Annotated in this window: 19 protein-coding genes and 1 pseudogene; 3 read left to right on the top strand and 17 right to left on the bottom strand. The window is 38.0% G+C overall.

Annotation, left to right across the window (positions count from 1 at the left end; all coding sequences use genetic code 11):
- Positions 1 to 13: 13 nt before the first annotated feature.
- From EL079_RS04485 to EL079_RS04495, 3 genes are all read right to left on the bottom strand, one after another.
- Positions 14 to 1153: an AI-2E family transporter gene (locus tag EL079_RS04485; RefSeq protein ID WP_003031863.1), complete on the bottom strand. Its 1140-nt coding sequence runs from the start codon at positions 1151 to 1153 to the stop codon at positions 14 to 16.
- Positions 1154 to 1302: 149 nt separating this feature from the next.
- Positions 1303 to 2679: a sensor histidine kinase gene (locus EL079_RS04490; protein ID WP_003031848.1), complete on the bottom strand. Its 1377-nt coding sequence runs from the start codon at positions 2677 to 2679 to the stop codon at positions 1303 to 1305.
- Positions 2676 to 3332, bottom strand: a complete 657-nt coding sequence (locus tag EL079_RS04495) for a response regulator transcription factor (RefSeq protein ID WP_003025323.1) — start codon at positions 3330 to 3332, stop codon at positions 2676 to 2678. The genes EL079_RS04490 and EL079_RS04495 overlap by 4 nt, the downstream gene beginning before the upstream one ends.
- A gap of 352 nt (positions 3333 to 3684) precedes the next feature.
- Between EL079_RS04495 and EL079_RS04505 the strand changes: the two genes are divergently transcribed.
- Positions 3685 to 4698, top strand: a complete 1014-nt coding sequence (locus EL079_RS04505; RefSeq protein WP_003031840.1) for a lactonase family protein — start codon at positions 3685 to 3687, stop codon at positions 4696 to 4698.
- A gap of 217 nt (positions 4699 to 4915) precedes the next feature.
- Here the strand turns inward: EL079_RS04505 and ezrA are convergent, their stop codons facing one another.
- From ezrA to EL079_RS04540, 7 genes are all read right to left on the bottom strand, one after another.
- Positions 4916 to 6640 carry a septation ring formation regulator EzrA gene (gene ezrA / locus EL079_RS04510; RefSeq protein WP_003031886.1) on the bottom strand — a complete coding sequence of 575 codons (1725 nt, stop codon included), beginning with the start codon at positions 6638 to 6640 and terminating at the stop codon, positions 4916 to 4918.
- Positions 6641 to 6727: 87 nt separating this feature from the next.
- Positions 6728 to 8674, bottom strand: coding sequence for a DNA topoisomerase (ATP-hydrolyzing) subunit B (gene gyrB / locus EL079_RS04515; protein ID WP_003031868.1), 1947 nt, complete (start codon positions 8672 to 8674; stop codon positions 6728 to 6730).
- 12 nt (positions 8675 to 8686) lie between these two features.
- A complete protein-coding gene (locus EL079_RS04520; protein ID WP_018543441.1) occupies positions 8687 to 9250 on the bottom strand; it encodes an HAD-IA family hydrolase in 564 nt (187 codons plus the stop codon).
- A gap of 128 nt (positions 9251 to 9378) precedes the next feature.
- Entirely contained in the window at positions 9379 to 9927 is a 549-nt protein-coding gene (locus EL079_RS04525) for a DJ-1 family glyoxalase III (RefSeq protein ID WP_003031899.1), read from the bottom strand.
- Between the two features lie 12 nt (positions 9928 to 9939).
- Positions 9940 to 11172: an FtsW/RodA/SpoVE family cell cycle protein gene (locus EL079_RS04530; RefSeq protein ID WP_003031850.1), complete on the bottom strand. Its 1233-nt coding sequence runs from the start codon at positions 11170 to 11172 to the stop codon at positions 9940 to 9942.
- 47 nt (positions 11173 to 11219) lie between these two features.
- Positions 11220 to 12200: a YeiH family protein gene (locus tag EL079_RS04535; protein WP_003031880.1), complete on the bottom strand. Its 981-nt coding sequence runs from the start codon at positions 12198 to 12200 to the stop codon at positions 11220 to 11222.
- A gap of 120 nt (positions 12201 to 12320) precedes the next feature.
- Positions 12321 to 14780, bottom strand: coding sequence for a bifunctional DnaQ family exonuclease/ATP-dependent helicase (locus EL079_RS04540; protein WP_018543440.1), 2460 nt, complete (start codon positions 14778 to 14780; stop codon positions 12321 to 12323).
- Between the two features lie 136 nt (positions 14781 to 14916).
- On the opposite strand from EL079_RS04540, the gene EL079_RS04545 reads away from it, so the two are divergent.
- Positions 14917 to 15552: an MBL fold metallo-hydrolase gene (locus EL079_RS04545; protein ID WP_003031900.1), complete on the top strand. Its 636-nt coding sequence runs from the start codon at positions 14917 to 14919 to the stop codon at positions 15550 to 15552.
- 92 nt (positions 15553 to 15644) lie between these two features.
- On the opposite strand, the gene ftsX is transcribed toward EL079_RS04545, so the two are convergent.
- The 4 genes from ftsX to EL079_RS04565 all read right to left on the bottom strand — a co-directional run bounded on the left by ftsX (position 15645) and on the right by EL079_RS04565 (position 19395).
- The gene (gene ftsX / locus EL079_RS04550) at positions 15645 to 16571 is read right to left on the bottom strand and encodes a permease-like cell division protein FtsX (protein ID WP_003031842.1); all 927 of its coding nucleotides are present in this window, start codon (positions 16569 to 16571) and stop codon (positions 15645 to 15647) included.
- Positions 16564 to 17256 (bottom strand): cell division ATP-binding protein FtsE, encoded by a 693-nt coding sequence (ftsE, locus tag EL079_RS04555; protein ID WP_003025346.1) that lies wholly within the window; start codon positions 17254 to 17256, stop codon positions 16564 to 16566. Before ftsE ends, ftsX begins: the two co-directional genes overlap by 8 nt.
- A 104-nt stretch (positions 17257 to 17360) precedes the next feature.
- Positions 17361 to 18456 (bottom strand): peptide chain release factor 2 gene (prfB, locus tag EL079_RS04560; protein ID WP_108720872.1). Its coding sequence is split into 2 segments (ribosomal slippage): positions 17361 to 18383 and positions 18385 to 18456, totalling 1095 coding nucleotides; the frame shifts between segments, so codons are not numbered across the junction.
- A 195-nt stretch (positions 18457 to 18651) separates the two neighbouring features.
- Positions 18652 to 19395: a Cof-type HAD-IIB family hydrolase gene (locus EL079_RS04565; RefSeq protein WP_003031882.1), complete on the bottom strand. Its 744-nt coding sequence runs from the start codon at positions 19393 to 19395 to the stop codon at positions 18652 to 18654.
- Positions 19396 to 19579: 184 nt separating this feature from the next.
- Between EL079_RS04565 and EL079_RS04570 the strand changes: the two are divergent.
- Positions 19580 to 20397, top strand: a pseudogene (locus EL079_RS04570) (metallophosphoesterase).
- Between the two features lie 35 nt (positions 20398 to 20432).
- Here EL079_RS04570 and EL079_RS04575 read toward each other — a convergent pair.
- The 3 genes from EL079_RS04575 to EL079_RS04585 form a co-directional block, all read right to left on the bottom strand.
- Positions 20433 to 21224 (bottom strand): DUF2785 domain-containing protein, encoded by a 792-nt coding sequence (locus EL079_RS04575; protein ID WP_003031907.1) that lies wholly within the window; start codon positions 21222 to 21224, stop codon positions 20433 to 20435.
- 58 nt (positions 21225 to 21282) lie between these two features.
- Positions 21283 to 23976, bottom strand: coding sequence for a cation-translocating P-type ATPase (locus EL079_RS04580; RefSeq protein WP_003031887.1), 2694 nt, complete (start codon positions 23974 to 23976; stop codon positions 21283 to 21285).
- A 368-nt stretch (positions 23977 to 24344) separates the two neighbouring features.
- Positions 24345 to 24731: a DUF1934 domain-containing protein gene (locus tag EL079_RS04585; protein ID WP_003031891.1), complete on the bottom strand. Its 387-nt coding sequence runs from the start codon at positions 24729 to 24731 to the stop codon at positions 24345 to 24347.
- Between the last annotated feature and the right edge of the window lie 128 nt (positions 24732 to 24859).

Raw genomic sequence — 24859 nt, forward strand, 5'->3', positions numbered from 1 at the left:
TTTCATCTACCAATTATTCTTCATACAAGCCGCTGACTTTCTTATACCATTTAAAAATAGCAGCAATCACAACTTTTGCAGATGCATAAACGGGAATTCCCAGTAAAACGCCCCAGATACCAAACATAGATCCCGCTGTCAAAAGGACAAAAAGAACATTGATTGGATGAATGTTCAATTGGCTACCGAGAATTAATGGCGACACAAACCGCCCTTCAATCGTTTGCTCTACAATAAAGACCACAATGACTTTCAAGAGCATAATTGGTCCAGCAATTAAACCCAGAACAAGAGCCGGCAGCATAGCTAGAAAACTTCCCAAATAAGGAATCAAATTTAAAATCCCTGCCGTCACCCCAAGTGTCACTGCATAGCGAAGCCCGATTACTTTAAAGAAAATGATGAACATTATCGCTACGATAATAGCTACAGTTACTTGCCCACGAACGTAATTGGCAAGCTGCGTATTGACATCTGTCAAAATTTGTCCGACTGGTTCACGAAACTTAGTTGGCATGAATTTTGTCAAATAAGATTTTAAGTTTTTTCCATCTCGCAAAAGATAAAAAAGGATAAAAGGCATGATGATAATGGCTACAATCACTTGCGAAGCCGTACTAATCAATGTGCTAACCCAGTTCACAGCTTTAGATGAGAAATTACTCGCCCAAGCTGTCACTTGATCTGAAAAATTATTCGCAATTTCTTCCAATTGAGGTTTGACATCATCAGAAATACGATTTTCCAAAAAATCTTGAATAATTTTATTTGATTTTTTCAAATTGGCTGGTAAATTCTTGACAAAGCTGACTATCTGATGTTGCAAACTTGGAATTGCTACAGCCAGGCCCCAAATTAAGAGCAATGCAATCAAAATAAAAACAATCGTAATCGCAACTAAACGATTGACTTTATGTTTTTCCATCCAATCCACAATCGGATTTAATAAATAATACAAAAGTCCTGCTAAAATAACTGGCAGCATAATAACCCCAATAAATTCTAAAACAGGAATGAAAATGAAACTAATTTTGTTTAATACAAAAATATTCAACCCCAACAATAAGGTCACCAAAAAAACAGTAATTGCTTTATTGTCTAAAAACCACCGAAAAAACCATGATAGGCTGAAATCCTTCTTTTTGTGTTCCATACAGACATCCTTTTCTTTATTTATCTCATTGTAGCATTTTTTTCTAAAAAATTCTTGAAGAAAAGATAGCCTTTTGTGAATTTTCTTCTTGCACTCAAATCAAACATAAAAAGCGGTCATCCATTCAATTCATGAACGGATTCCCACTTTTAGCTTTCTTTATCTGAGAAAAAAATTGTAAACCGCATTCGTTTGTCATCAACAGCTTCAAAGAGATAGTGCAAATGATGATTTTCCAAAATCTGTTGCACGATAAAGAGTCCCAGACCTGTTCCGCCATCTTTGCGGTTACGACTGTAATCCGGACGATAAAATGGCTGAAATATTTGCTGGATTTGCTGTTCATCCAACACATGTTCCGCATCATTTTCAATGATTAACTGATTGTCTTTAATCATTAAAAGAATCTCTCCACCGGCTAATGTATAATGGAAAGCATTATCTAGTAAATTTTTAATAGCTTTCAGCAAATAAGTCTTGTTGCCATGCACTTGAAGCTCTTCTAACTGTACAGTAAATTGATAGCCTTTCACATCAGCTAACATCTTATAGCTGCTCAAGTTTCCCTCCAAGAGCTGATTAAGTGAAAATTCTTCCTCTTCCGCTTCTATCCGCATTTCAATTTTAGAAATTGCCAAGATAGACTGTACAAGTTTTGATTGCTCTTCCAAAATTTCACGACATTTATGTAGGTATTTATCTTTATCTTTGAAGTCACCAACACCATAAATCATACCATCCACAATTCCCATCATGCTGGTAATCGGCGTTTTCAGCTCATGAGAAGTCATCCGTAGAAATTCTGCTTTCTCCCGTTCACTTTCAGCAACCTTCTCATTTTCCAATCGCAGCGCTTCAATACTTGTCAAAAGATTGTTATACAGACTGTTAATATCTTGAGCGAGAGTGGAAATTTCATCCCGCCCTTTGACAGGACACGCCACATCTGGAGAAAGAGTTGCCATTTTTCGCGTGCTCTCTGAAATATCTGTAATGCGTTTGGTTGCAAATCGACTATAAAGAAAAGCCACTATACCACCTAACGTTAACGAAAAGAATAAGATATAAGGATAAAGACTTAACAACACGTAAGTAGCATCCGATATTGGTTGGAGCGAATATTCCCCACGTAAGGTCAATGTGGTCCCTTCTGCCGTTCTTATCTTCTTGCTCATACTTTTAGTTTGATTATTCAAACTCATGTCAGAAGGTAAAATTGTTAATTGGAATTCTCCCTTTTCATTAGCTAAATCAATATGTGGATAAATAAGTTTTCCTTTCGCATCTAATATACTAAACCAGACGCGTGTATTCTTTCGATTGTAGTCACTTAAAAGCTTTCCTATATCATCTGACGGTTTTCCTTGAACTTGCTGAGCAATCTGAAAGAACTCACTTTTAGCTTCTCGATGCTTGACTTGCTCATAATAAACAGGCATCACAAAATAGAGTGTTGTTAAAACCGTTGTCACGACAATAAAAATTATTGTTCCTGTCAAAAGAAAATGCTTTTTAGCAATTCTCACTCTTCTTCTCCTCCAAGTTGATAACCCATACCAGTAATCGTTTTAAGAGGTATTCCAGGAATTTTTTTCCGAATATTTTTTACATGGTTATCCAAAACACGACTATCCAGTTCGCTATAACCCCAAATTGTATTCATCAATTGATCCCGCGTCACCAAATGATTTTTTCTTTTAGCTAAAGCTTGGATAATTTCATATTCTTTTTTAGTAGGAGACATTTTTTCTTCTTGCCAATAAACGGTACAATCATCAATTGAAACACGCAAGTCTCCAACGACAATCTCTGATTCTGTCACAGTACTCCGGAAAATATTTTCAATGCGTTTCATCAAAATAAGTGGCGAAAATGGTTTGGTAACATAATCACTGATAAGGTGATTAAAGCTGACCAGCTGAGTATATTCATCATCTAGTGCAGTTAACATCATAACTGGTACCTGCGACGTCTTCCGGATTTCCTTCAACACATCCAGACCGCTCATAGAGGGCAACATAACGTCCAAAATGATGAGGTCAAACGATTTTTCCTCAAATTCACGTAGGGCTTCTGCCCCGTCAAAAACTGGTGTCACCTCATAATGATTTTCTTTCAAAAATTCACAAATCACTTGATTAATCGTAGTGTCATCTTCTACTACTAAAATCTTATGCATTTCTTACTCCTTAAAATATAGATATAAAATTAAATGACTGCTAATCAATGTAAAGATTACTTTTATTATACAACAAAATAGTGAACTTACAAAGATTGAACCGTGATGCAGGATAAAAACTTTCTTCCCAAAAAACAAAACATTTTTCAGAAGTCAAACAGACAACCCTAATTGTTAGCGCCACCACCCGCAAATCTATTTTTATTGTATCAAAGTCATCTGTTCCCATCCTATCTCGAATCTATTTTTTATCTATTTTTTCATCATAGAACTGATAGCAGCTTTCATTTGTGAAAACCATTTCATCTCTTTTTGTGTTATAATGAAAGTATCAAATATTTCGAGGTGAATGATGACACAAACAGTTTATTTTGGAACTTATACACGTCGTAGCTCAGAAGGAATTTACAAAGCTGATTTTGATACCAGCACAGGAGAACTGGCAAATTTAACACTTATTGCAAAAGAGCCAAATCCTACTTATTTAGCTTTTGACAAGCAACAGAACCTATATTCTGTCGGAACTGAACACGGTGAGGGAGGCATTGCAGCCTTTAATAAAGCGGGACAGTTACTCAATCACGTTGTGGCCGAAGGTGCTCCTCTATGCTATGTGAGTGTAGATGAAGCAAGAAGCCTTGTCTACGGGGCAAACTACCATAAAGGACAAGTATTAGTTTATAGACGACAAGAAAATGGTAGCCTTAAATTAGTTGATTCTGATGTTCATATCGGCTACGGTCCTCATGAAAACCAAGCTGCTGCTCATGTGCATTTTGCAGATTTAACACCCGATAAGTATCTGGTTACGTGTGATTTAGGAACTGATGAAGTTGTGACATATGAAATTAGTGATTATGGACGTCTAAATCGATTAGAGACTTATCATGCGACACCTGGCGCTGGTCCACGTCATATTGTGTTCCACCCTCACTACAAAATTGCTTATCTTATTTGTGAATTAAACTCTACTATTGAAGTTTTAATTTACGATGGAGATGGTCAATTTGAACGCCTGCAAACCATCTCCACTTTACCAGAAGACTTTTCAGAATTTAATGGAACAGCTGCTATTCGCCTATCTGCTGACGGTCGCTTCCTTTATGGCTCCAACCGCGGGCATAATTCAATCGCTGTTTACAAAGTAGCAGGAGATGGAACACTTGAACTTGTAGAATTCGTACCAACTAATGGAAAAAATCCACGTGATTTTAATATTACACCAGATCAACAGTATCTTATCGCAGCTCATCAAGATTCAGACAATGCGACGGTCTTCAAACGTGACCCAGAAACAGGAAAATTAACAGAATTATCACATGATTTCTTTGTTCCAGAAGGTGTTTGTGTTGCTTTTACTCATTAATCTCTTCTTAAGAGACTAATCCCAATCGCCTATGGTTGGGATTTTTAGTTGCCTTATATGCCATCTTCCCAGATTCTATTCATTTGCAAGTAATTGTATTAGGGAGCACGACCGTCTGCTTTAGTCGCCAATTTTATACCGAACATCACGATACTGACGAAAGGAACCTAATAAAAAGAGACAAGGGAATGAAACCTTGTCTCTTTATTATTTTAGTTTAAAATCGGATATTTTCTCGTGTTTTTTCATATGATGTAACAAAACGATTAGTTACACCGGGTTCTACTACATCCAATGCTTGCGAGATCTCCTCAAACGATGCTTGATAATCAAAGTCATTTTCAAAAATCTCTAGTGCACGGTTGAAGGCAGTTTGAACTCCTTCATCAAATGAACGATAGCGATTTGAATATTGTAACAATTGCTCTGTCAAAGTAGCATTTTCAACAATCCGATAAGTCTCATTTTCCAGTTCATTCATATCATTTGTCAAAATCTCTAGCATACGGTTTACTGATTCGATATTGACACGATATTGTTCCAATTCTGCTACTAAAGCTTCTGTGTTATCACTTGCAGTAAAGAAAGTGGTCAGGAAGCTCCGTGGAATACCCGGCAAATTGCGTTTTTCCATATAACGCTTAATCGTGTGCAATTTGTTGATATAAATATTAATTTTTTGTCGAGCATTGGCATCATCTTTTTCAATTTTAGCCAATTTTTCACTCAGTACTAATTGTTCATCTTCAATTTCTTTCACACGTTTTTGAATGGTTTCAAGATTTTCTTGAAGAACAGAATAAGCCTGTTTTCTTTCTGAAGAATCTTCAATTGCTTCTAAAACAACATCATCCAAGCTAGAAAGTTCACTTTGAAGTCGACGAACATGATTTGTATCGCTTTCTGTCAAGAGATACAATTTTGAAATGCGGGCAATCTCTGTCAAAAGATTTTGATTGTTTTCTTTTGTATGGCCTAAATAACCTGGTAAACTATTGACTAGTTTGACAACTACTTTATGTGACTTGATTTCACGGTTAAACATGTCATATAAAGCATCCATTTCTTCTTGGATTTGCGTATTTTCATATTGTGCATTGTCCAATTCTAAACTAGCAATGTTTTCACTGTTGCGTTTCAAACTAGTATGCAGCTGTTGGAAGCGAGATTCAATATCAGTTTCAATAAAATGATAACCGGATTCCAGTAATTTGCGATGACCAGACTCCAAATCTTCCAACTGTTCTGGTAACTTTTGATCTAATTCTGATACAAGCTCTGGGATTTTTTCAACAATATGCGTTAAAGCAAGGATGTGATCTTCTGTTTTATCCAAAATTTCCGCTGCTTCAACAGGATCGCCTGATGAGTTTAAAGTTACAAATTGAGAGAATTCAGATTGAATTTTTTCTAATTGCTTTTCAATCTCAGGAAGCGCTGAGCCATAACTTTCTGTATCATTTGCCACAGACACTTGCAACTTTTCAAATAAATCCAAAGCATGCAAGACACGACCGCTATTTTTAGACTCTTGCTTTTCTAATTCAGCAAGTGCATTACGAATAGCAGTAATATCTTCTTCAATCAAGTCAATTTGGCTCTCAATTTTATCAATACCATGCTTTGCTTTTAGAAACCGAAACGAATTATTGTAACCTTCCGTTTCAAAGAGGTTATTTTCGATGTCTGCAAAAGAATTTAAAGAAAGATCAACCCATTTTTGATTCCATTCACGAAAAGCCACTTGACTTTGTCCAATCAAATGCATGTTTTTAACCGCTTCGACTTCATCGTTTACAGGAAGATTATAAAGTTCTTCTTTGCGATCTTCTAACTTAGCAAGCAAGGCATCATTTCTTTTTCTTAATAAGACAGCAGTTATGTAAGCAACAATCAAGAGAACTGCTATCACTATGATTAGTATGATTAGTCCGTTAGACATGTAAAACTCCTTCAAAATATTACTTGAAAATAATCATGATTATTATATCATAATTTTCTTGGTAAATGTGAATTTTTTCAGATTTTTTTAAACGTCCAATGTACTATATACGGCGTTCTCTTCGATAAATTCACGACGAGGTTCTACACGGTCCCCCATTAGCATATCAAAAATCTTGTCCGCTTCTGCTGCATCATCTACTGAGACACGCGCCATTAAGCGATGTTCTGGGTTCATCGTTGTTTCCCAAAGTTGGTGGTCGTCCATTTCTCCCAAGCCTTTGTAACGTTGAATACTTGGTTTAGAACGCCCTTCAGAATAACGCTCCAATGCCAACTGTAGCTCTTCTTCTTGATTGGCTCCGGGCTGGATGTATTCTTTCACTTCACTGCCGACTTTCACACCATAAATAGGCGGTTGAGCAATATAGACATACCCCGCTTCTAAAACAGGCTTCATATAACGATAAATCAATGTCAAAAGAAGGGTTCGGATATGCGCACCATCAACATCGGCATCGGTCATAATGACTAATTTTTGATAGCGAGCCTTGCTTACATCAAAATCCGCTCCAAAGCCTGTTCCCATTGCAGTAAAGAGACTACGAATTTCTTCATTGGCTAAAATTTTATCCATGCTGGCTTTTTCAACATTTAAAATCTTACCACGAATTGGTAAAATAGCTTGAAATTCCCGATTCCTACCAGACTTAGCTGAACCACCTGCTGAGTCTCCTTCCACGATAAACAATTCTGTTTCGTGCGGATCATTGGAAGAGCAGTCTGCTAATTTACCAGGTAAGTTGGAGATTTCTAGTCCTGATTTCTTGCGGGTCACTTCACGTGCGCGCTTAGCTGCAATCCGAGCTTTAGATGCCAAAATTCCCTTTTCAACAATTTTCTTAGCAACCGCAGGATTTTCCAAAAGGAAATCTGAAAAAGCTTCGCTAAAGAGACGATTGGTTATTTTAACAACTTCGCTATTTCCAAGCTTCGTCTTTGTTTGTCCTTCAAATTGAGGATTAGGGTGTTTGACAGAGATGACCGCTGTCAATCCTTCACGGACATCTTCACCAGTCAGGTTGTCTTCATTTTCTTTCAGAAGTTTATTTTTCTTGGCATAGTCATTGATGACACGTGTGAGCGCTGTACGAAAACCTTGTTCATGCGTCCCGCCTTCATGAGTGTGGATGTTGTTAGCAAAACTCATGACAGTTTCGTGATAGCCTGTTGTATACTGCATAGCTACTTCAACAGTAATATCATCCATTTCTCCGTCTGTATAAATCGGATTTTCAAAGATAACATCTTTATTTTCATTGATATACTGGACATAGCTAGCAATCCCACCCTCATAATGGTAATCTTTTGTTTGCTCCAAACCTTCCCGTTTATCAGTAATAGAAATTCGCAGGCCACGATTCAAAAATGCTAGTTCTTGCACCCGTTTATTTAATTTTTCAAAATCAAATTCAACCGTTTCTGTGAAGATTTCTGGGTCTGGTGTAAAATGAACAGTTGTTCCTGTGCGATCAGTCTCACCGATAATCTCCAGATCCGCTACGACGTGCCCGCGACGGTATTCTTGAAAATAAATTTGACCGTTCTTGTAAACCCGAACATCAAGTTGAGTAGAAAGAGCATTAACCACAGAAGATCCGACACCATGCAATCCTCCAGATACCTTGTACCCGCCACCGCCAAATTTTCCTCCAGCATGAAGAATGGTAAAGACAGTTTCTACCGCAGGGCGACCTGTTTTTTCTTGAATATCTACAGGGATTCCACGACCGTCATCAACAACGGTAATCGAATTATCTTTCTCAATAAACACTTGAATATGTGTTGCAAAACCAGCTAATGCCTCATCAATTGAGTTATCTACAATTTCCCAAACAAGATGATGCAGTCCTTCTTTTGAAGTTGAGCCAATATACATCCCTGGACGCATTCGGACAGCTTCCAAACCTTCTAAAACCTGAATTTGACTGGCATCATAATCTTGTGCTTGCATTTCTTTAGTTTCTTCTGACATACGATTCCTTTTCTATATTTTTATAAATTTCTTGAGATTTTCCATATCATCAAAGAGATAAGTTGCAAAGCCAGCTGATTGACCTGCTTCTGTGTCAATTGAACGATCTCCGATGACTAACCCATTCTCAATCTGATACTTATCTTTTAAATAAAGCATTGACTCAGGATTTGGCTTTCTCTTAAAACCACGATTAGAAGTCACAACTTCTGTAAAGTAGCCTGAAATCCCTGTTTTATCAAGAATCTCTAAAACCTGATCATTCCGATGAGAAATCAGAAAATTACGCCCTCCTTGTGCAACGATATTCTTGAGCAAATCTGCAGCACCTTCAAATAATACTGGATGAGCTAACTCTCTTGCTTCATTCACTTTATAAGTTTGTAAAAATGCAGGAATGTTGGGCGCAAATTGAGCAACTGCATAGGGAGTTGAAACCTTTAGCGCCTTGTAAACATCATCATGGGCAGCTTGAATCCCAAAACCAGCTAACGTTTCTACAAATGCAGCCGTTGACGTCTCGTAATTATTGAGGAGAGTCCCCCCTAAATCCCAAATATAATCTTGATAATCCATACCTTTTATTATAACATATTTTTGTAAAAAATGGCTGTTAAAACAGATAGGAAAGCCTATTTTAGACATGAATTTTCATAAAAAAACTTACTTGGATCATTCCAAATAAGTTTTAGTATCATAGAGCATCAATCACTATAGACATCATTGTAAAGCATCGCCGTTGCAAGCTGCTCACTGTCTCCACCTAACTGATGAACCAGCTCATAAGCAAAAGTTAGAGCAGTTGCGGGACCTCGGCTGGTAATCACTTTCCCATCAACAACGACAGTTTGTTTGATGTAAGTTCCAGTTTCAATATCTGACTCGATACCATCATAACAGGTAAATTGTTTGTTCTTTAAGACTCCTGCACGATTTAGTGCAATCGGTGCTGCGCAAATGGCTGCTATCCACTTGCCTTCTTCTTGCATCTTTTGTAGAGCTGACATCAAACGATCATCATCTCGCAAATTTGTCGCACCAGGCATTCCTCCCGGCAGTACCACCAATTCATAATCATCTAACTTTCCAGCCCAAACTTTATCTGCTTGAACTGCGATACCGTGAGAACCTGTTACCGCTTTTTCAAAGCCAATCATGTCACATAGGATTCCTGCACGGCGAAGAACATCCACAACCGTCAATGCTTCAATTTCTTCAAAGCCATTGGCTAACATAACAGCTACTTTTGTCATACTTCTTCTCCTTTATTTTAATTGTTTTAATACTACTTTTTTACGCCTTGTAGGATAATGTGAGCGTTTTTCATCTGATAGATTATTTTGATAGCTCATAGAAAGCAAGAGCCCAACCCCGATTAAATTACTGACGATAGAGGATCCCCCTTGCGAAATAAATGGAAGTGGAATCCCTGTCAAAGGCAAAATTCCCGTCACTGCTCCGATATTTTCAAAAATATGAAAGAGTAACATCATGATAAAACCAGTAGAAATATAGGTGTAAAATTGATTATTTGATTTCAGCGTAATTTTTAACATACGATAAATCAATAGCAAATACAAGGCAATCACAATCGTTGCACCGACAAAACCAAAATCTTCTGCAATGACAGTAAAAATCATATCACTTTCACGTACAGGCACCAATAGATTGGATACATTAAACCCTTGTCCCCAGAGACCACCACTACCAATTGCTATTTGACCTTGTGCCTGTTGATAAGTAGTGGTTTGAGCGTAGTCAAACGGATTCAGCCAAGCCAAAATACGGTTGATCTGATAGGTTGGCATCCCAATTTGGTGCAAAAAAGCTCGCCCGTCTTTTGAAATGAAGATAAGTAAAAAGCCACCGCCTACAACCAGAATGGTCAAAACAACTGGTACAATAATTTTCCAAGACACACCTGATAAGAGGACAATTCCTGAAAAGATTGCGATAAAGACTAATGCTGTCCCTAGGTCACTCTGCAATGCCAATAAAATCAGAACGGGTAAGGTATAAAGGGCTAACTCAAAAATCAGGAAGAAGTCCAATTTAACCGTTCGCTCTCTATCTTTATAACGCTGTAAAAAATTAACAACAACTCGTGACAGCATCAGAATATAAGAAATTTTCATAAATTCAGATGGTTGAAACAAGGTCACATGTCCTATAGTCACCCAGTTTTTTGCTCCTGTCGAAGCAACTAATTCTGAACTATAAAAAATAAGCGGAAGCACCATCAATGCCAAGCCAAATACATATAAGTATGGCGTTATTTGCCAAAGAAATTTTGTATTGAATAGCATGATAACCAGACTGATAACTGTTCCTAGAGCAATCCAGGCAATCTGCTGCCCTACAATTGGCCAAACATTTTTTGGATAATCATGACTAACAGCGATATAAATGGCTACAACACCAATAAAAAGCAAACAAAACACCGGTAATATTAAACTATAATCCACTCGTGAATCAATCGAGCGTTTTTGATAAGGCATATCTCCTCCAACATACGTAATAAATGTCAGTCACTTTTAAAGCACTTTTATGAGAAAAAGTATTGAATAATTAAGCTCGATACAGCAACTGCAAACCAAGCAAATGCTCCTGTCAACAACGGCGCTGCGCCTGCTTTTCTAAATTGCCCAAAGGATACCCTTGCACCAATTCCAGCAAGAGCCATTGCCATAAGCCATTGTGACAAGAACTTTGTTGCAGGAACGAGCGAACTTGGAAAAATCCCAACACTAGTAACAATAGACGCCACAACAAACCACAAAATAAACCAAGGGAAAATCTTCTTTAAATTGACTTTTTGATGACTGCTTTGTGAGCGTACATATCGGACTCCTGCAAAGATGAGACAAGCTGGTACAATCATTAAAGCACGACTTAGTTTTACAATCGTTGCCAAATCTCCCGCCGACTGACTGTAAGTGTATCCTGCTGCTACAACAGATGATGTATCATTGATAGCGGTTCCTGCCCAAGTTCCAAAAGTTGCATTATTCATATGCATCAGATGCCCTAAAAATGGGAAAATAAAAACTGCTAAAATGTTAAAGAAGAAAATTGTTGAAATAGATAAAGCGATGTCTTCATCTTTTGCTTCTAAAATCGGTGAAGCTGCTGCAATGGCAGAACCACCACAAATAGCCGTTCCAAATCCAATTAAAGTGGTTAGAACTTTGCCCATTCCCAACAGACGTCCTACCACATAAGCTGAAATAAAAGCAATCAGTATAGTTAAAATGCTAATTTTTAAAGAGGAGATGCCTGTAGCAGAAACCCGACCAATGGACATGCTGAACCCCAGCAAAATAATGGAATATTGCAGTAATTTCTTACCTGAATAAGCTAAACCAGCATGATAAGTCTTTTTTATATGAAAAAGATTATTGGCTAAAATTCCCAAAAGAATGGCAAAAACGCTGGAGCCAATCAAGGGAAAGAAATTTCCCAAGACGGTTGCTACTGCCGCTAATACAAAAGCAAAACCAATCCCTGGAAGATATTTTTGATACATATTGAACCTTCTTTCTTTGTGTTTCTATTATAACAAAATTTAAAACTAGCAGCAGAGAAAATCAGTATTTTTAACAAAAAAACTCAGTTTACTTTGAACTGAGTCATTCATAAATTGAAGTTACATCGTTTCCTTCTTCAAAAATTGCTCCATCTCTTTTGGAATTTGTTTCATACTTGTGATGGATAGTGGAGCAACTTTTTCCAGAGCTATTTGAATTTGGCGTCCATATCGTTTGGTTAAAATGCGATTGTCTAAAATAACGACTGCTGATTGCTGCTCTTGGTGTCGAATTGTACGTCCTAAAGCCTGTTTTATCCGTAAAATCGCAACAGGTAAGCTATAATCATAAAAAGGATTCTTACCTTCTTGCCGCAATTTGCGATTGAGCTTCTGCGTAAAGAAATCACTCGGATTATCAAAAGGGATTCGCGTAATAACTTCAATCATTTGTTTCTGACTAGAAAAATCTGTACCTTCCCAAAAGCTACCCGCTCCTAGTAAAATACTACTTTCCCCTCTATCAAAACGTCGCTTAATATTAGCTGCTTCACCATTCTTATACTGGGCTAAATGAGGAAGACTCAAGCGTTCTGAAACAGCTAACAATAATGCTTTCGATGTAAATAAAACGAGAAGTGGAACTTCCTGAGTAGCTAACTTATGAACCCATTTGACAATCAATTCTGCATAAGTATCCACATCTAAGTCTACAACATTTGGAAAATCCTTGTCTAGCCATATTTTCTGCTGATGTTTCTGCTTTTGTAGTAACTGATAAAATGGTGCATGTTCAAAACCAAGTAAATGCGCTAAATGCACTTTTTTACTGATTTCAAGCGTGGCTGAAACGAACAAGACTTGCACTTCTTCAGGTAGCAAGGCTCTAAAATCTAGCACTTCTAGGCAAGCAGCTTCCAACATCGTTACTCGATAGTCATCAAATTGCTCTTCTTTTAACCAGAACTGGTCATATTTTGTGGCAAAAATAGTGCGTAAGTCAGAAAGAGAGCTTTGATCTAACTCTGATAAATCTTGTCGGAGTTTGGAACAGGTTTCTTTCGTTAGCTCATTTTTCTTGTAGCATTGGAATTGTTCCACCGCATGAGTCAATTCAAATTGAATGTCCTCTAATAACCGACGCTGCAAAATGGTATCTGTTGTTTCAAGTTCTGATTGAATCTGCTGCAAGCATTTTGTCATATTGAGGGATTTTCGAGAGAAATTTTCCAAAGCTAAAAACAACTTCTGAGCTTCATCCACAATCAAAAGCCGATTCTCCACAATGGATTTATCATCTTCTAACCGCGTCAAAAAATAAGCATGATTGGTCACTAATACACGACTGCGTTTGGACTTTTCTTGACCTTTTTGCCAAAAATCTGCACCATAAAAGAGGGATTTTTTGCTCAATTTTCCATCATGAAGCACCTGTTGAAAATAGGTCTGATAGCGATGCCGTTGACCAATTTCATCCAAATCACCAGATTTTGTTTCTGTGAGCCAAACTAAAAGCAACATCTTACAACGATTGACCAAACGATTGTCATCTACCTGCTGCAAACTGTCATAAAAGAAGTCAAGCTTTAAATAATTAGCAGGGCTTTTCAAGCTATGAACAGAAAGATGAAAGATTTCTTCTAACTTTTGTCCTTCATTTGCCACAATCTGATCTTGCAACACTTTCGTAGGAACCGTCACCAAAATTTGCTTGCTCGTTTGAGCCAAAGCAGGAAGCAAGTAACCATAAGTTTTACCTAAGCCCGTCTGAGCTTGTAAAAAACTTGGTTGCTGACTTTTTAAAGCCTGTTCCACATCATGCGCAAACTCATCTTGTTCTTTTCGCTCCTCTAAATCCAGCAAATTGATATTGTGTTGGAAATTTTTGGATAGTTTTCTCGCTTTTTTAATTTTTTTACTTTTTCTAAGAAAAATCCCCTGCCACTTCATCAAATCGTGGCAAGTTATGTCCGACATTTGGTTAAAAGCATCTTCTATTGCCAAACGTGATTCATAAATCAAACTATCCGAAAATTTCAACAAATATTCCACTAATTCTTTCGGAAGTTTTTGGATTTTTTCTTGTATTTTTAAAAATAATGTAGCCGTTGCTGAGGCATCTGCAAGCGCTGTATGCGCATGTTTCAAAGGAATATCTAACTGCTCACATAATATTCCTAGATTGTATTTTTCAAACGTTGGGAAAAAGACTTGCGCAAGCTCTACTGTATCTACCCTCGGAGTCACTAATTCAAATCCTTCCCAAAAGAGGGCTTCTGCTAATAAATTAGCATCAAATTTCACATTATGAGCCACAAAAATGGCATCCTCAATCAACTCATAAATCTCACGAGCTACTTGAGAAAAGTCTGGCGCCCTTCTCAATCGCTTGTCTGTCAATCCTGTTAATTGGCAAATATGAGAATCCAGCTTCTCATGAGGATTCACATCGGTTTCATAAGTTTTAACAATCTGACCATTTTCAATCAGCACAATCCCGACTTGAATAATCTTTGCGTTGCTGCTGGCACTCGTTGCCTCTAAATCCACCACAGCATATTTTCTTTTTTCTTGTGTCATATTAGAAAAATTATACCATAAATTCAACTATTTCGTATCACGTTTTACGCCTTATTTTCCCTTGATAAATAGCTTGATATTTCTTTTATGTCATTTTTCATATTTTTTGCTAAACTATGAAGTGAAAGGAGTTCTCATGATAACAATTCATAAAACTTTAAACTCTCAAGCATATGAAAATACTTATTATTTAGAAAATGAGCATCACCTCATCGTAGTTGATCCGGGTAGTGACTGGGATAAAATTGCAGCAAAAATCCAAGAAATCAATAAGCCAATTACAGCTATTTTGCTGACCCATACTCATTACGATCATATTATGAGTGTTGATTTAGTTCGTCAACATTTTGGACATCCACCTGTCTATGTCGCTGAAAGTGAAGCAACTTGGCTTTACACTCCGGAGTATAATCTATCTGGACTAGCTCGCCACCAAGATATTGATAACATCATTCTCCAGCCTGCCGATGTCTTTTTTGACTATCATAGTCCTTACAGTCTAGATGATTTTTATTTTTACGTCGTACCAACATCAGGACATTCAATCGGTGGTGTTTCAATCATCTTTCCTAACGAGCACTTTGTTTTAACTGGCGATGCTTTATTTTGCGAATCAATTGGTCGAACGGACCTCTATACTGGAAATATAGAACAACTCATTTCTAGCATCAAAAACGAGTTGCTGGTCTTGCCTGATTATGATGTTTACCCTGGTCATGGTCCTCAAACCACCATTGTTCATGAAAAAATGTTTAATCCATTTTTGCATTAAAAAAGCCCTAAATGAACTGCATCTCAAAAGTTAGATTTTTCTGTCTAACTTTCGGGTCAGGGTTCAATAGGGTTTTTATTATCACTTCTTTTTTAAATTTTCAAGAATCGTCTCATTGAGAGAACCGAGCCAAACGCTCCGATGATAATTCCTACTACAAAAAGGAAGGAAATCATCAATGGAATAAAGGTTTTGGGTACAATCATTGAAAGATTTTGACTAGCAAGAGATGGATTAAATGACTTATAGGCCATTTCGTAAATAAAATAGACCAAGCCAGCTGGAACAACTGCCCCAAGCAAGCCAATCCAAGCTCCTTCTAACAAGAACGGACCTCGAATGTAACTGTTTTTTGCTCCCACCAGACGCATGATTTGAATTTCACGACTGCGTGAAATAATCGTAATCCGAATAGTATTTGAAATCAAGAAAACAGCAATAAAGACTAAGAGGAGCGCTCCTACAATTCCCCATGTACGGATAAAATTAGCTAACGCAAAAATACGTTTTGTATTGGCTCCACCGTATTCTACTTCAGAAACCCCTTCCACTTTCTTCGCATTGTTTGCGACAGACGTGACGTATTTGGGGTCAGTTGTATCGACAATATAAGCGTCATGTAGGGGATTGGCATCTCCTTCAAAGAGTTTCCAATCTTTACCCATGACTTCTGTTAGTTTCTTTAATTGTTCTTGCTTGCTAGAAAATGTTACTGATTTCACATTTGACATTTTGTTGAGGGCATCATATACCTTATGGTAGGCCTCATTTTTGACTGTTTGACCTTCTTTTGTAATAGTCTCTTCATTGTCCGCTGTATCTGGTCGCATATAGACCATAACCCGCACATTATTTTCAATATCTGTTGCTAGCTTCGCCGTGTTTAAAATGACTGACACAAAGATTGCGACTAACCCTAGTGTAATCATCACGGAGCTGACTGCAGCAACTGTCATCCAACCATTTCGCTTCAAACTTTTGAGCGATTCAAGCAGGTGACTTAAAAATCTACTATTCATCGTATCCGTACTCTCCTTTTGCTTCATCACGCACCACACGACCATTTTCGATGGCAATAACGCGGTGACGCAAAGTATTTACAATTTGGCTATTGTGGGTCGCCATTAGAACCGTCGTCCCTTGCAGGTTAATTCGCTCCAGTAGATTCATGATTTCCCACGAATTATCTGGATCCAAATTCCCCGTCGGTTCATCGGCAATCAAAACTTTAGGATTGTTCACAATCGCACGAGCAATGGCAATCCGCTGCTGCTCCCCACCTGAGAGTTCATTTGGAAATGAACGGACTTTGTGTTTTAAACCAACCAAATCCAACACTTCCATAACGCGCTTTTTGATATTCCGACGGCGTTCTCCAATAACTTCCATAGCGTAGGCGATATTTTCATAGACTGTCTTTTTGGGTAGCAACTTATAGTCTTGGAAAACGACACCAACATTCCGACGTAGCATTGGAATATCACGTTTTTTAATCTTAGCAAGATTAAAGCCAGCAACTTGCAGACTTCCCTTATCAACTTTCACTTCACGATACAATAATCGAATAAAAGTTGATTTCCCTGCTCCAGAAGGACCTACAATATAGGTGAATTCTCCTGGCTCTACTTCAATGGACACACCACGCAGGGCTGTTGTCCCGTTGTCATACTTTTTGACAACATCTCTCATTTCAATAATTGACATTTATTGTTAAGAGTTCCTTTCGTAAGATAGTTGAGGGAGTGGGAGAGGAAACTATGATTGCATTGCAATTACAATTGTCTGCACCACTCTCGTAAATTTAATGTTTAGTTTAACCGCCATTTCAAGTAGGCATCGATGAAGCCATCAATATCTCCGTCCATGACTTTGTCAACCTGTGCGACTTCAAAGCCTGTCCGATGATCTTTGACCATCGTGTAAGGAGTAAAGACATAAGAGCGGATTTGGCTTCCCCAAGAAATTTCTTTTTTGTCTCCCTTTAAGGAATCCACTTCAGCTGCTTTCTTTTCTTGCTCCATTTGGTAGAGTTTCGCTTGAAGCAATTTCATTGCCCGATCACGGTTTCCATATTGTGTGCGGTCAACAGTGGATTGTGTCACAATTCCCGTTGGTATGTGAGTTAAACGAACACCGGTTGAAACTTTGTTGACATTTTGCCCGCCAGCACCACCGGAACGGAAAGTGTCCATCTTGATGTCTTCGTCTCGCACCTCAATTTCAATCGTGTCATCCAACTCCGGCATGACTTCCACTGAAGTAAAAGAAGTGTGACGACGCTTAGCTGAGTCAAATGGCGAAATGCGCACCAAGCGATGAACTCCCATTTCAGACTTCAACAAACCATAGGCATGAGGACCCTCAAAAAACAAGGTAACAGACTTAATTCCCGCTTCATCTCCCGCTTGATAGTCCAATACTTCAACCTTGAAACCATGAGCATTGCCAAAGCGTGTATACATCCGCAGCAACATATCCCCCCAGTCTTGAGCTTCTGTTCCACCAGAGCCTGGATGAATTTCAAGGATAGCATTGTTATTATCATAAGGTTCCGACAAGAGGAGTGTCATTTCATAGCTGGTCATTTTTGTTTCCAACTCTGCTAATTTTTCTTCCAACTCTTCCTGTACAGAATCATCCTCCGCTAGAAAATCAAGCAAAATCTCTGATTCGTCAAATAAATCAGTCATTTGCTGGAAGTTATCATAGGTTTGCTTAAGTTCGTTTAATTCTTGAGATGTCTTTTGCGCTGCTATATTATCATCCCAAAAGTCAGGCTCTGTCATCTTATTTTCTAAGATAGCAATTTCCTCTTCCAGACCGTCTAAGTCAAAGAGACCCCCTGAAAGAAGCTAATTTTTCACGATTTGCGTCAATTTTTTGACGAATTTCTGAAATATCCATATCTACCTCTTTTCACATATCGTTTTATTATATCACAAATCAGTATTTTTTCCTAATTTCTGACAAAATCCAATAATAGTTATTGTATAAAATTTCTAAGTCCTTATCAAGAAATTTCGTTCTTTGTTACACGATTGTTAGATAAGTTGCTGTCTGAAGAAAAATATTAAGAAGTTAGATACGTCAAAATGATATTCATGATAGTCCCTTCTTTACAACCTTTCGCTCGAGAATTTCTAAAACGCCTGATTCTTGATTGCTTGGTGCTTGATACTTTGCTATTTTCTTGACCTTTTCAGAAGCATTTGCCATCGCATAGCTGTGACCCACATAAGCTAGCATTTCTAGGTCATTTCCACCGTCCCCAAAAGCCATCATCTCCTGTGGTGCAATACCAAAATGCTGACTAAGGAATTCAAGAGCAGAGCCTTTATGAACACCTCTTTGGATGATATCAATCGAACCATGTCCACTTGAAACTGCCTGAACGAGTTGACCAGTAACTTGATTTAGCTTTTCAAGGAGTTGATCTGTTTTTTCTTCTGGCACCAATAAAGCTAACTTGACAAAATCATCTTCTGGTAAATCCTGAAAATTAGAGATTTCTTTCAATGCATGGTAATAAATTGCAATTTCTTCTTTGTACTGTTTGGGTGCTGACTTGATCAAATAAGCAGAATGAAGCCCGCAAAGAGTTGTCGCATTTTCTAATCCTTCTAACACAAGCACGTCTAAAACCTTTTCAATCTCTGTTCTAGCGATTTTTTCTTCTCGCAATAACTTCTCGCCTTCAAAAATTAGTGCTCCATTTTCTGAAACAATAATTAACTCATCCTGATATTTTGGAAAAAATGAAGCCAGTTGGGCATACTGATTGCCTGAAATGACGACTACTTTTATATCTTTTTCTTGCAAGCAATGCTCGATAAATTTTCTCAAAGCGCTTCACATCGTAGGTATTGTCTGAGTGCAGAAATGTACCGTCCATGTCAAATGCTACTAATTTTATCATTCGTAGACCTCCTCTTGCTTCTATTTTACACCAAAAGACTTAAACTTTCCTATGATTTTTGACGAAAAATTTATTTCTTTCATTTTGCCTCAAATATGCTACACTAGGAACATAACAAATTTAGCATTTATGAGTGATCTTCATTTGGATTCAAACCAATTTACTGATGAAGAAATCACTATTTTAATGGAACTATTAGCAGCAAGAAAGGTTGATCATATTCATTTTGCAGGGGATCTGTCTAATGGTTTTGAGCAAATTAGTTTGCCTTTTTACAAAAGCTCAAAAAGTCCTTCTCCGCTTCTTACAATTTAGGCAATCATGACATGCTAGGAATGACTGAAGACGAGATTCAACAGCACGATTTCAACATACAATCATTTGGACAGACTCAGTTTATTAGCCTAGCAGGTTGGTATGACTATGGCTTCGTTCCCGAAAAAACACCTGAAGAACACAAACGAACCAAGCAATTTTTCTGGTTTGATAGACGATTGAACCGCAACACTGATGACCCTATACTCACTCAACAGACCCTAGAACAACTTGAGAGAATTTTGGCTTCTCTGAATGGTCCTATTATCCTAGCTATGCATTTTGTTCCTCACAAAGATTTTCTTTACAATCACCCTTATTTTCAGCGCTTTAATACTTTTCTGGGTAATCAGACCTTTCATGAGCTCTTTGTCAAATATGGTGTGAAAGGTGTTGTCTTTGGTCATCTTCACCACCGCCACTCCGCTCGAATGATTGACAGTGTCTGCTATCATACAAGACCTCTTGGTTACATCCGCGAATGGCAGTTGACCCAACAATTTTTCAAAGATCATCCTCAATACAAAATCCCTCAAATGTACCGTCTCCATAAACGCTATAATGCAGTAAAAGACTTATTTCTTTTCCAATCATGTAAGAAAAAGCACCTCTGAGAAGAATTAGAAGATGCCCTTATCATTTTTGATATTTAGTACGAAAATAACTGAATAGTTTCTCTCAGCTCGTCTGCAAGAACTTTTTCTTTATTTAATTGGAGATAAATTTCTAATAAGCACGAACGAACATTGGAAAACTGTATGAAGTCTATTGAGTTTTCTAACGGAAAGCTAAGTGAAGTTAACCAAACCGCAACTCTGGTTTGTGAGAGCCTCTCATTTAAAACAGCTTGATAGATTACTCGTGCCAAACGCCATTCTTCATCACTAATAAAGCGCCAATCCACTCTTTTAAAAATCTTTTCTAATACTTGAAGAACCTCATTTACTCGTGTTATAGGAAAATCTGGATGACAGATAATCTCAACTAAAAGATCTGCACCATGAGCAAAGGCATGCACCCAACCATATTCTTCAGAATAACCAGTGCTATCATTTTCATACAATAAATAAGATAGACCTTGTTCAAATAGAGCCATTCTTTGATGACTAGAAAGTCTTTTAAAATAAAGTGAATTTTTCTTAGCATCTGCATTTAGCAAATTAGCGAATAATAAAGCCGTAAAAGATCGAGTCAGAGTCGCTTGACCAACCTCTTCTTTTTTATACAAGAGTCCTTGTCGTTTTAGAGCCTCAACCGCTACAAAATCAAACTGTTCCTTTGTAAATAACTGTTCTTGTATGGCTCTGGCTAGAGAAACAAAGATTAAGTCATCTCGTATTTTATAATTCGGATGACCAACATGATCTAACATCCAAAGGATTTCTTCTTGTTGATAAATCGGCATATCCTGTGCTAATTTTTCTTTTAGTATTTTTTCCATATCTTTCCTTTTCAATTAGATTATTAGAAAAAGTCATCCGAAGATGACTTTTTCTTTCTTAAATAGCATTCTGATCAAAGCCAAGTTTGCGTTGAACAAATTTAACAATTTCTACGATGATAATCATGGAGAAACTTCCAATGAGAACGGCTGCCCATTGTGAGAGGTCTAATTTTGTTACATGGAAAATTCCTTCTAGTGGCTCAACCAAAATGGTAGAAGCCAATAAAATGAATGAAACAAGAATAGACCAGTTGAAAGTTTTAGATTTGAATGGTCCAACTGTTAGAAGTGATTGATAAACAGATTTTACATTAAAGGCATGGAAAAGCTGGATTAGTCCAAGCGTTGCAAAGGACATGGTCAGCGCATCCGCATGAATAGCTCTCATGTCACCAACATGAACTGGATTCATCAAAGCATAAGCATAAACACCGAGTACCAAAGCACCTTGCAAAAGCCCTTGATAAATAATCGAACTCATGACACCACCTGAGAAAAAGCTAGACTTACGACCACGCGGTTTATGCGTCATCACACCCGGTTCAGCTGGCTCAACCCCTAGTGCAATAGCTGGGAAAGTATCTGTCACAAGGTTAATCCAGAGAAGATGAACCGGCTGCAGCACATCCCAGCCAAAAAGAGTTGCAAGGAAAATTGTCAACACTTCTGCTGTATTGGCTGAAAGCAAATATTGAATGGTCTTTTGAATGTTAGAGAAGACTTTCCGTCCTTCCTCAACAGCCACGATAATCGTTGCAAAATTATCATCAGCCAGAATCATGTCAGAAGCACCTTTCGAAACTTCTGTACCTGTAATCCCCATTCCGATACCGATGTCGGCTGTCTTCAAAGCTGGTGCATCATTTACACCGTCACCTGTCATAGCAACAACCTTGCCTTGATGTTGCCATGCTTTGACAATCCGCACCTTATGCTCAGGAGATACACGCGCATAGACAGAATAATGACCAACAACTTTTTCAAACTCTTCATCTGACAATTCATTAAGCTCAGCACCAGTCATGACATGGTCTTTACTATCATCATTGATAATTCCAAGGCGTTTAGCAATAGCCTCCGCTGTGTCTTGGTGGTCACCCGTAATCATAATCGGACGGATACCTGCTTCTTTAGCCACTCGAACAGCTTCAGCAGCTTCTGGTCGTTCAGGGTCAATCATCCCAATCATACCTGTGAATATTAAATCATTTTCAAGATTTTCAGATGTTAAGTTTTCTGGAATTTCATCAATAATTTTGTAGGCACCAGCTAACACACGCAGAGCCTGATGAGCCATACCTGAGTTATTTCCCTTAATTAACTGAGTCGTTGCCTCATCAATCGGCGCAATATTGCCTGCCTTGTCACGAGCCACACAACGCTTTAAGAGTTGATCTGACGCACCTTTTACAGCCACCAAAAATTTACCATCTGGCAAAGGATGAATGGTTGACATGAGCTTACGATCAGAATCAAATGGCAATTCTGCGACACGAGGATATTTCTCTAAGAAAGTTTTAACATCATACCCTTTATCAAGTGCATACTGAACAAAAGCTGTTTCTGTTGGGTCACCAATGAGTTTTCCATCTTGATTGATTTTAGTATCATTAGCAAGGACAACCGAGCGTAACAATGGCAAGTCAAGTCCGAGGTCAATATCTTGTTTCGCTTCATGCAAACTGCCGTCATAAAAGACTTTTTCAACCGTCATCTTGTTCATGGTCAAGGTTCCCGTCTTATCAGAAGCAATAATTTCAGTAGAGCCAAGCGTCTCAACTGCAGGAAGCTTTCTGACAATGGAATTTCTCTTCGCCAAAACTTGTGTGCCAAGTGCCAAGACAATGGTCACAATAGCAGGAAGTCCTTCTGGAATTGCTGCCACAGCAAGTGCGACTGATGTCATCAATTCGCCCAGCGGGTCTTTTCCTTGAACGAATACGCCGACCACAAAAGTGATTGCTGCAATGATTAAAATCGCATAGGTCAGCACTTTTGAAAGACCATTTAGATTTTGCTTGAGTGGAGTATCTGTTTCATCAGCATTTTGAAGCATACCAGCAATATGACCGACTTCTGTAAACATACCTGTATTGACAACGACACCCATTCCACGTCCATACGTAACGTTTGAATTTTGGAATGCCATATTGATACGGTCGCCAATACCTGCATCAGTAGCTACATCAACAGTCAGATGTTTTTCAACTGGAACGGATTCGCCAGTCAGAGCCGCTTCTTCAATTTTTAAAGAATTTGCTTCTAAAAGACGCATGTCAGCAGGTACCACATCACCTGCTTCCAGCATAACGATGTCTCCAGGGACCAATTCTTTTGAGTCTACTTCTGTCACACGCCCGTCACGCAGCGCACGCGCAGCTGGGCTAGACATAGATTTGAGTGCTTCAATTGCTTCTTCTGCCTTACCTTCTTGGTAAACTCCAAAAATGGCATTAATAATGACCACAGCTAGGATAATAATCGCATCTGCAATATCTTCACCACCTGAAGTCACAACCGAAAGAATAGCCGCAATCAGCAAAATAAGAATCATCAAATCCTTAAATTGCTCAACGAATTTCATCAGAAGGGATTTTTTCTCTCCCTCATCCAGTTCATTGCGTCCGTATTCATCTAAACGTTTAGCGGCTTCATTGCTTGATAAACCTTGCTCAGAAGTTTCCAAATCCTTTAAAACTTCCTCCGAACCTTGCGTATAAAACGCTTGGCGTTTTTGTTCTTTTGACAAACTATTTCCTCCTTTGATCCCTTTTTGACAAACAAAAAGAGACCTGTTTATTGCAACAAGTCTCGCTGTTTCATACAAGGCCGGAAATTGCTTTCGTATTGACGACCTTGTAACGGATATCCCGCTAGCTACTCCCTTGAGTGTTTTTATTATATCAAATTCTTCAATTTTTTCAAGCAAAAAAAGTTCAATTTCTATCTATTTTACCGAATAGATAACAAGACACAATAAATAAAATAATCGCTATGACAAGTGTTCCTGTTAGGTCAAAGAACATATTAAGCCTTGTCAGAAAAAAATCAAATAAATCTACTGAGAATGAAAATAGCCGTCATCACTAAACTAGGAAGGTTTCTTTTCATATCTTTCTATCTCCACGAAATTTCCATTTGATAATCCGCAAAAGTTCGTTCGCCGTCAGGTGTTCTCAATTGATAATGAAGCTCAAGTATCTGCTTTTTCAAATCAACTTGGTAATGGCTTGTTTTCGTGATAAATTGCTGCATGCCGACTGGTGTCGGAATCCCAACCAAAGCTTCTCCCCCTTTGATAAATCGCATCAAGGATTTAGGGGTGGAGAAGCGTGTCATGACTAGTTCTTCATCATGAAACTTCAACACAACCTTCTCTCCTTCTTCATTTTTAAACAATAAATAATGATAAGCGCCCTTTTGAGTCCAATCTACAGCGTAACTTTGGTCAATTTGCTCTACTTGCTCATCCATTTGAATTCGATTTTGGATTCTAATTTTCACTCTTTAAATTTCCTCGTCTTCCTATTTCTTTTTTTATTTTAGCAGAAAATCAAAAATTTTTCTCCCATTTTTTCTTATACTTTTATTTTGCCATAGTTCTGAATGGGATAATTTTTGAATTAAACCAG

Source organism: Streptococcus anginosus, from assembly GCF_900636475.1.
Classification (GTDB): Bacteria; Bacillota; Bacilli; order Lactobacillales; family Streptococcaceae; genus Streptococcus; species Streptococcus anginosus.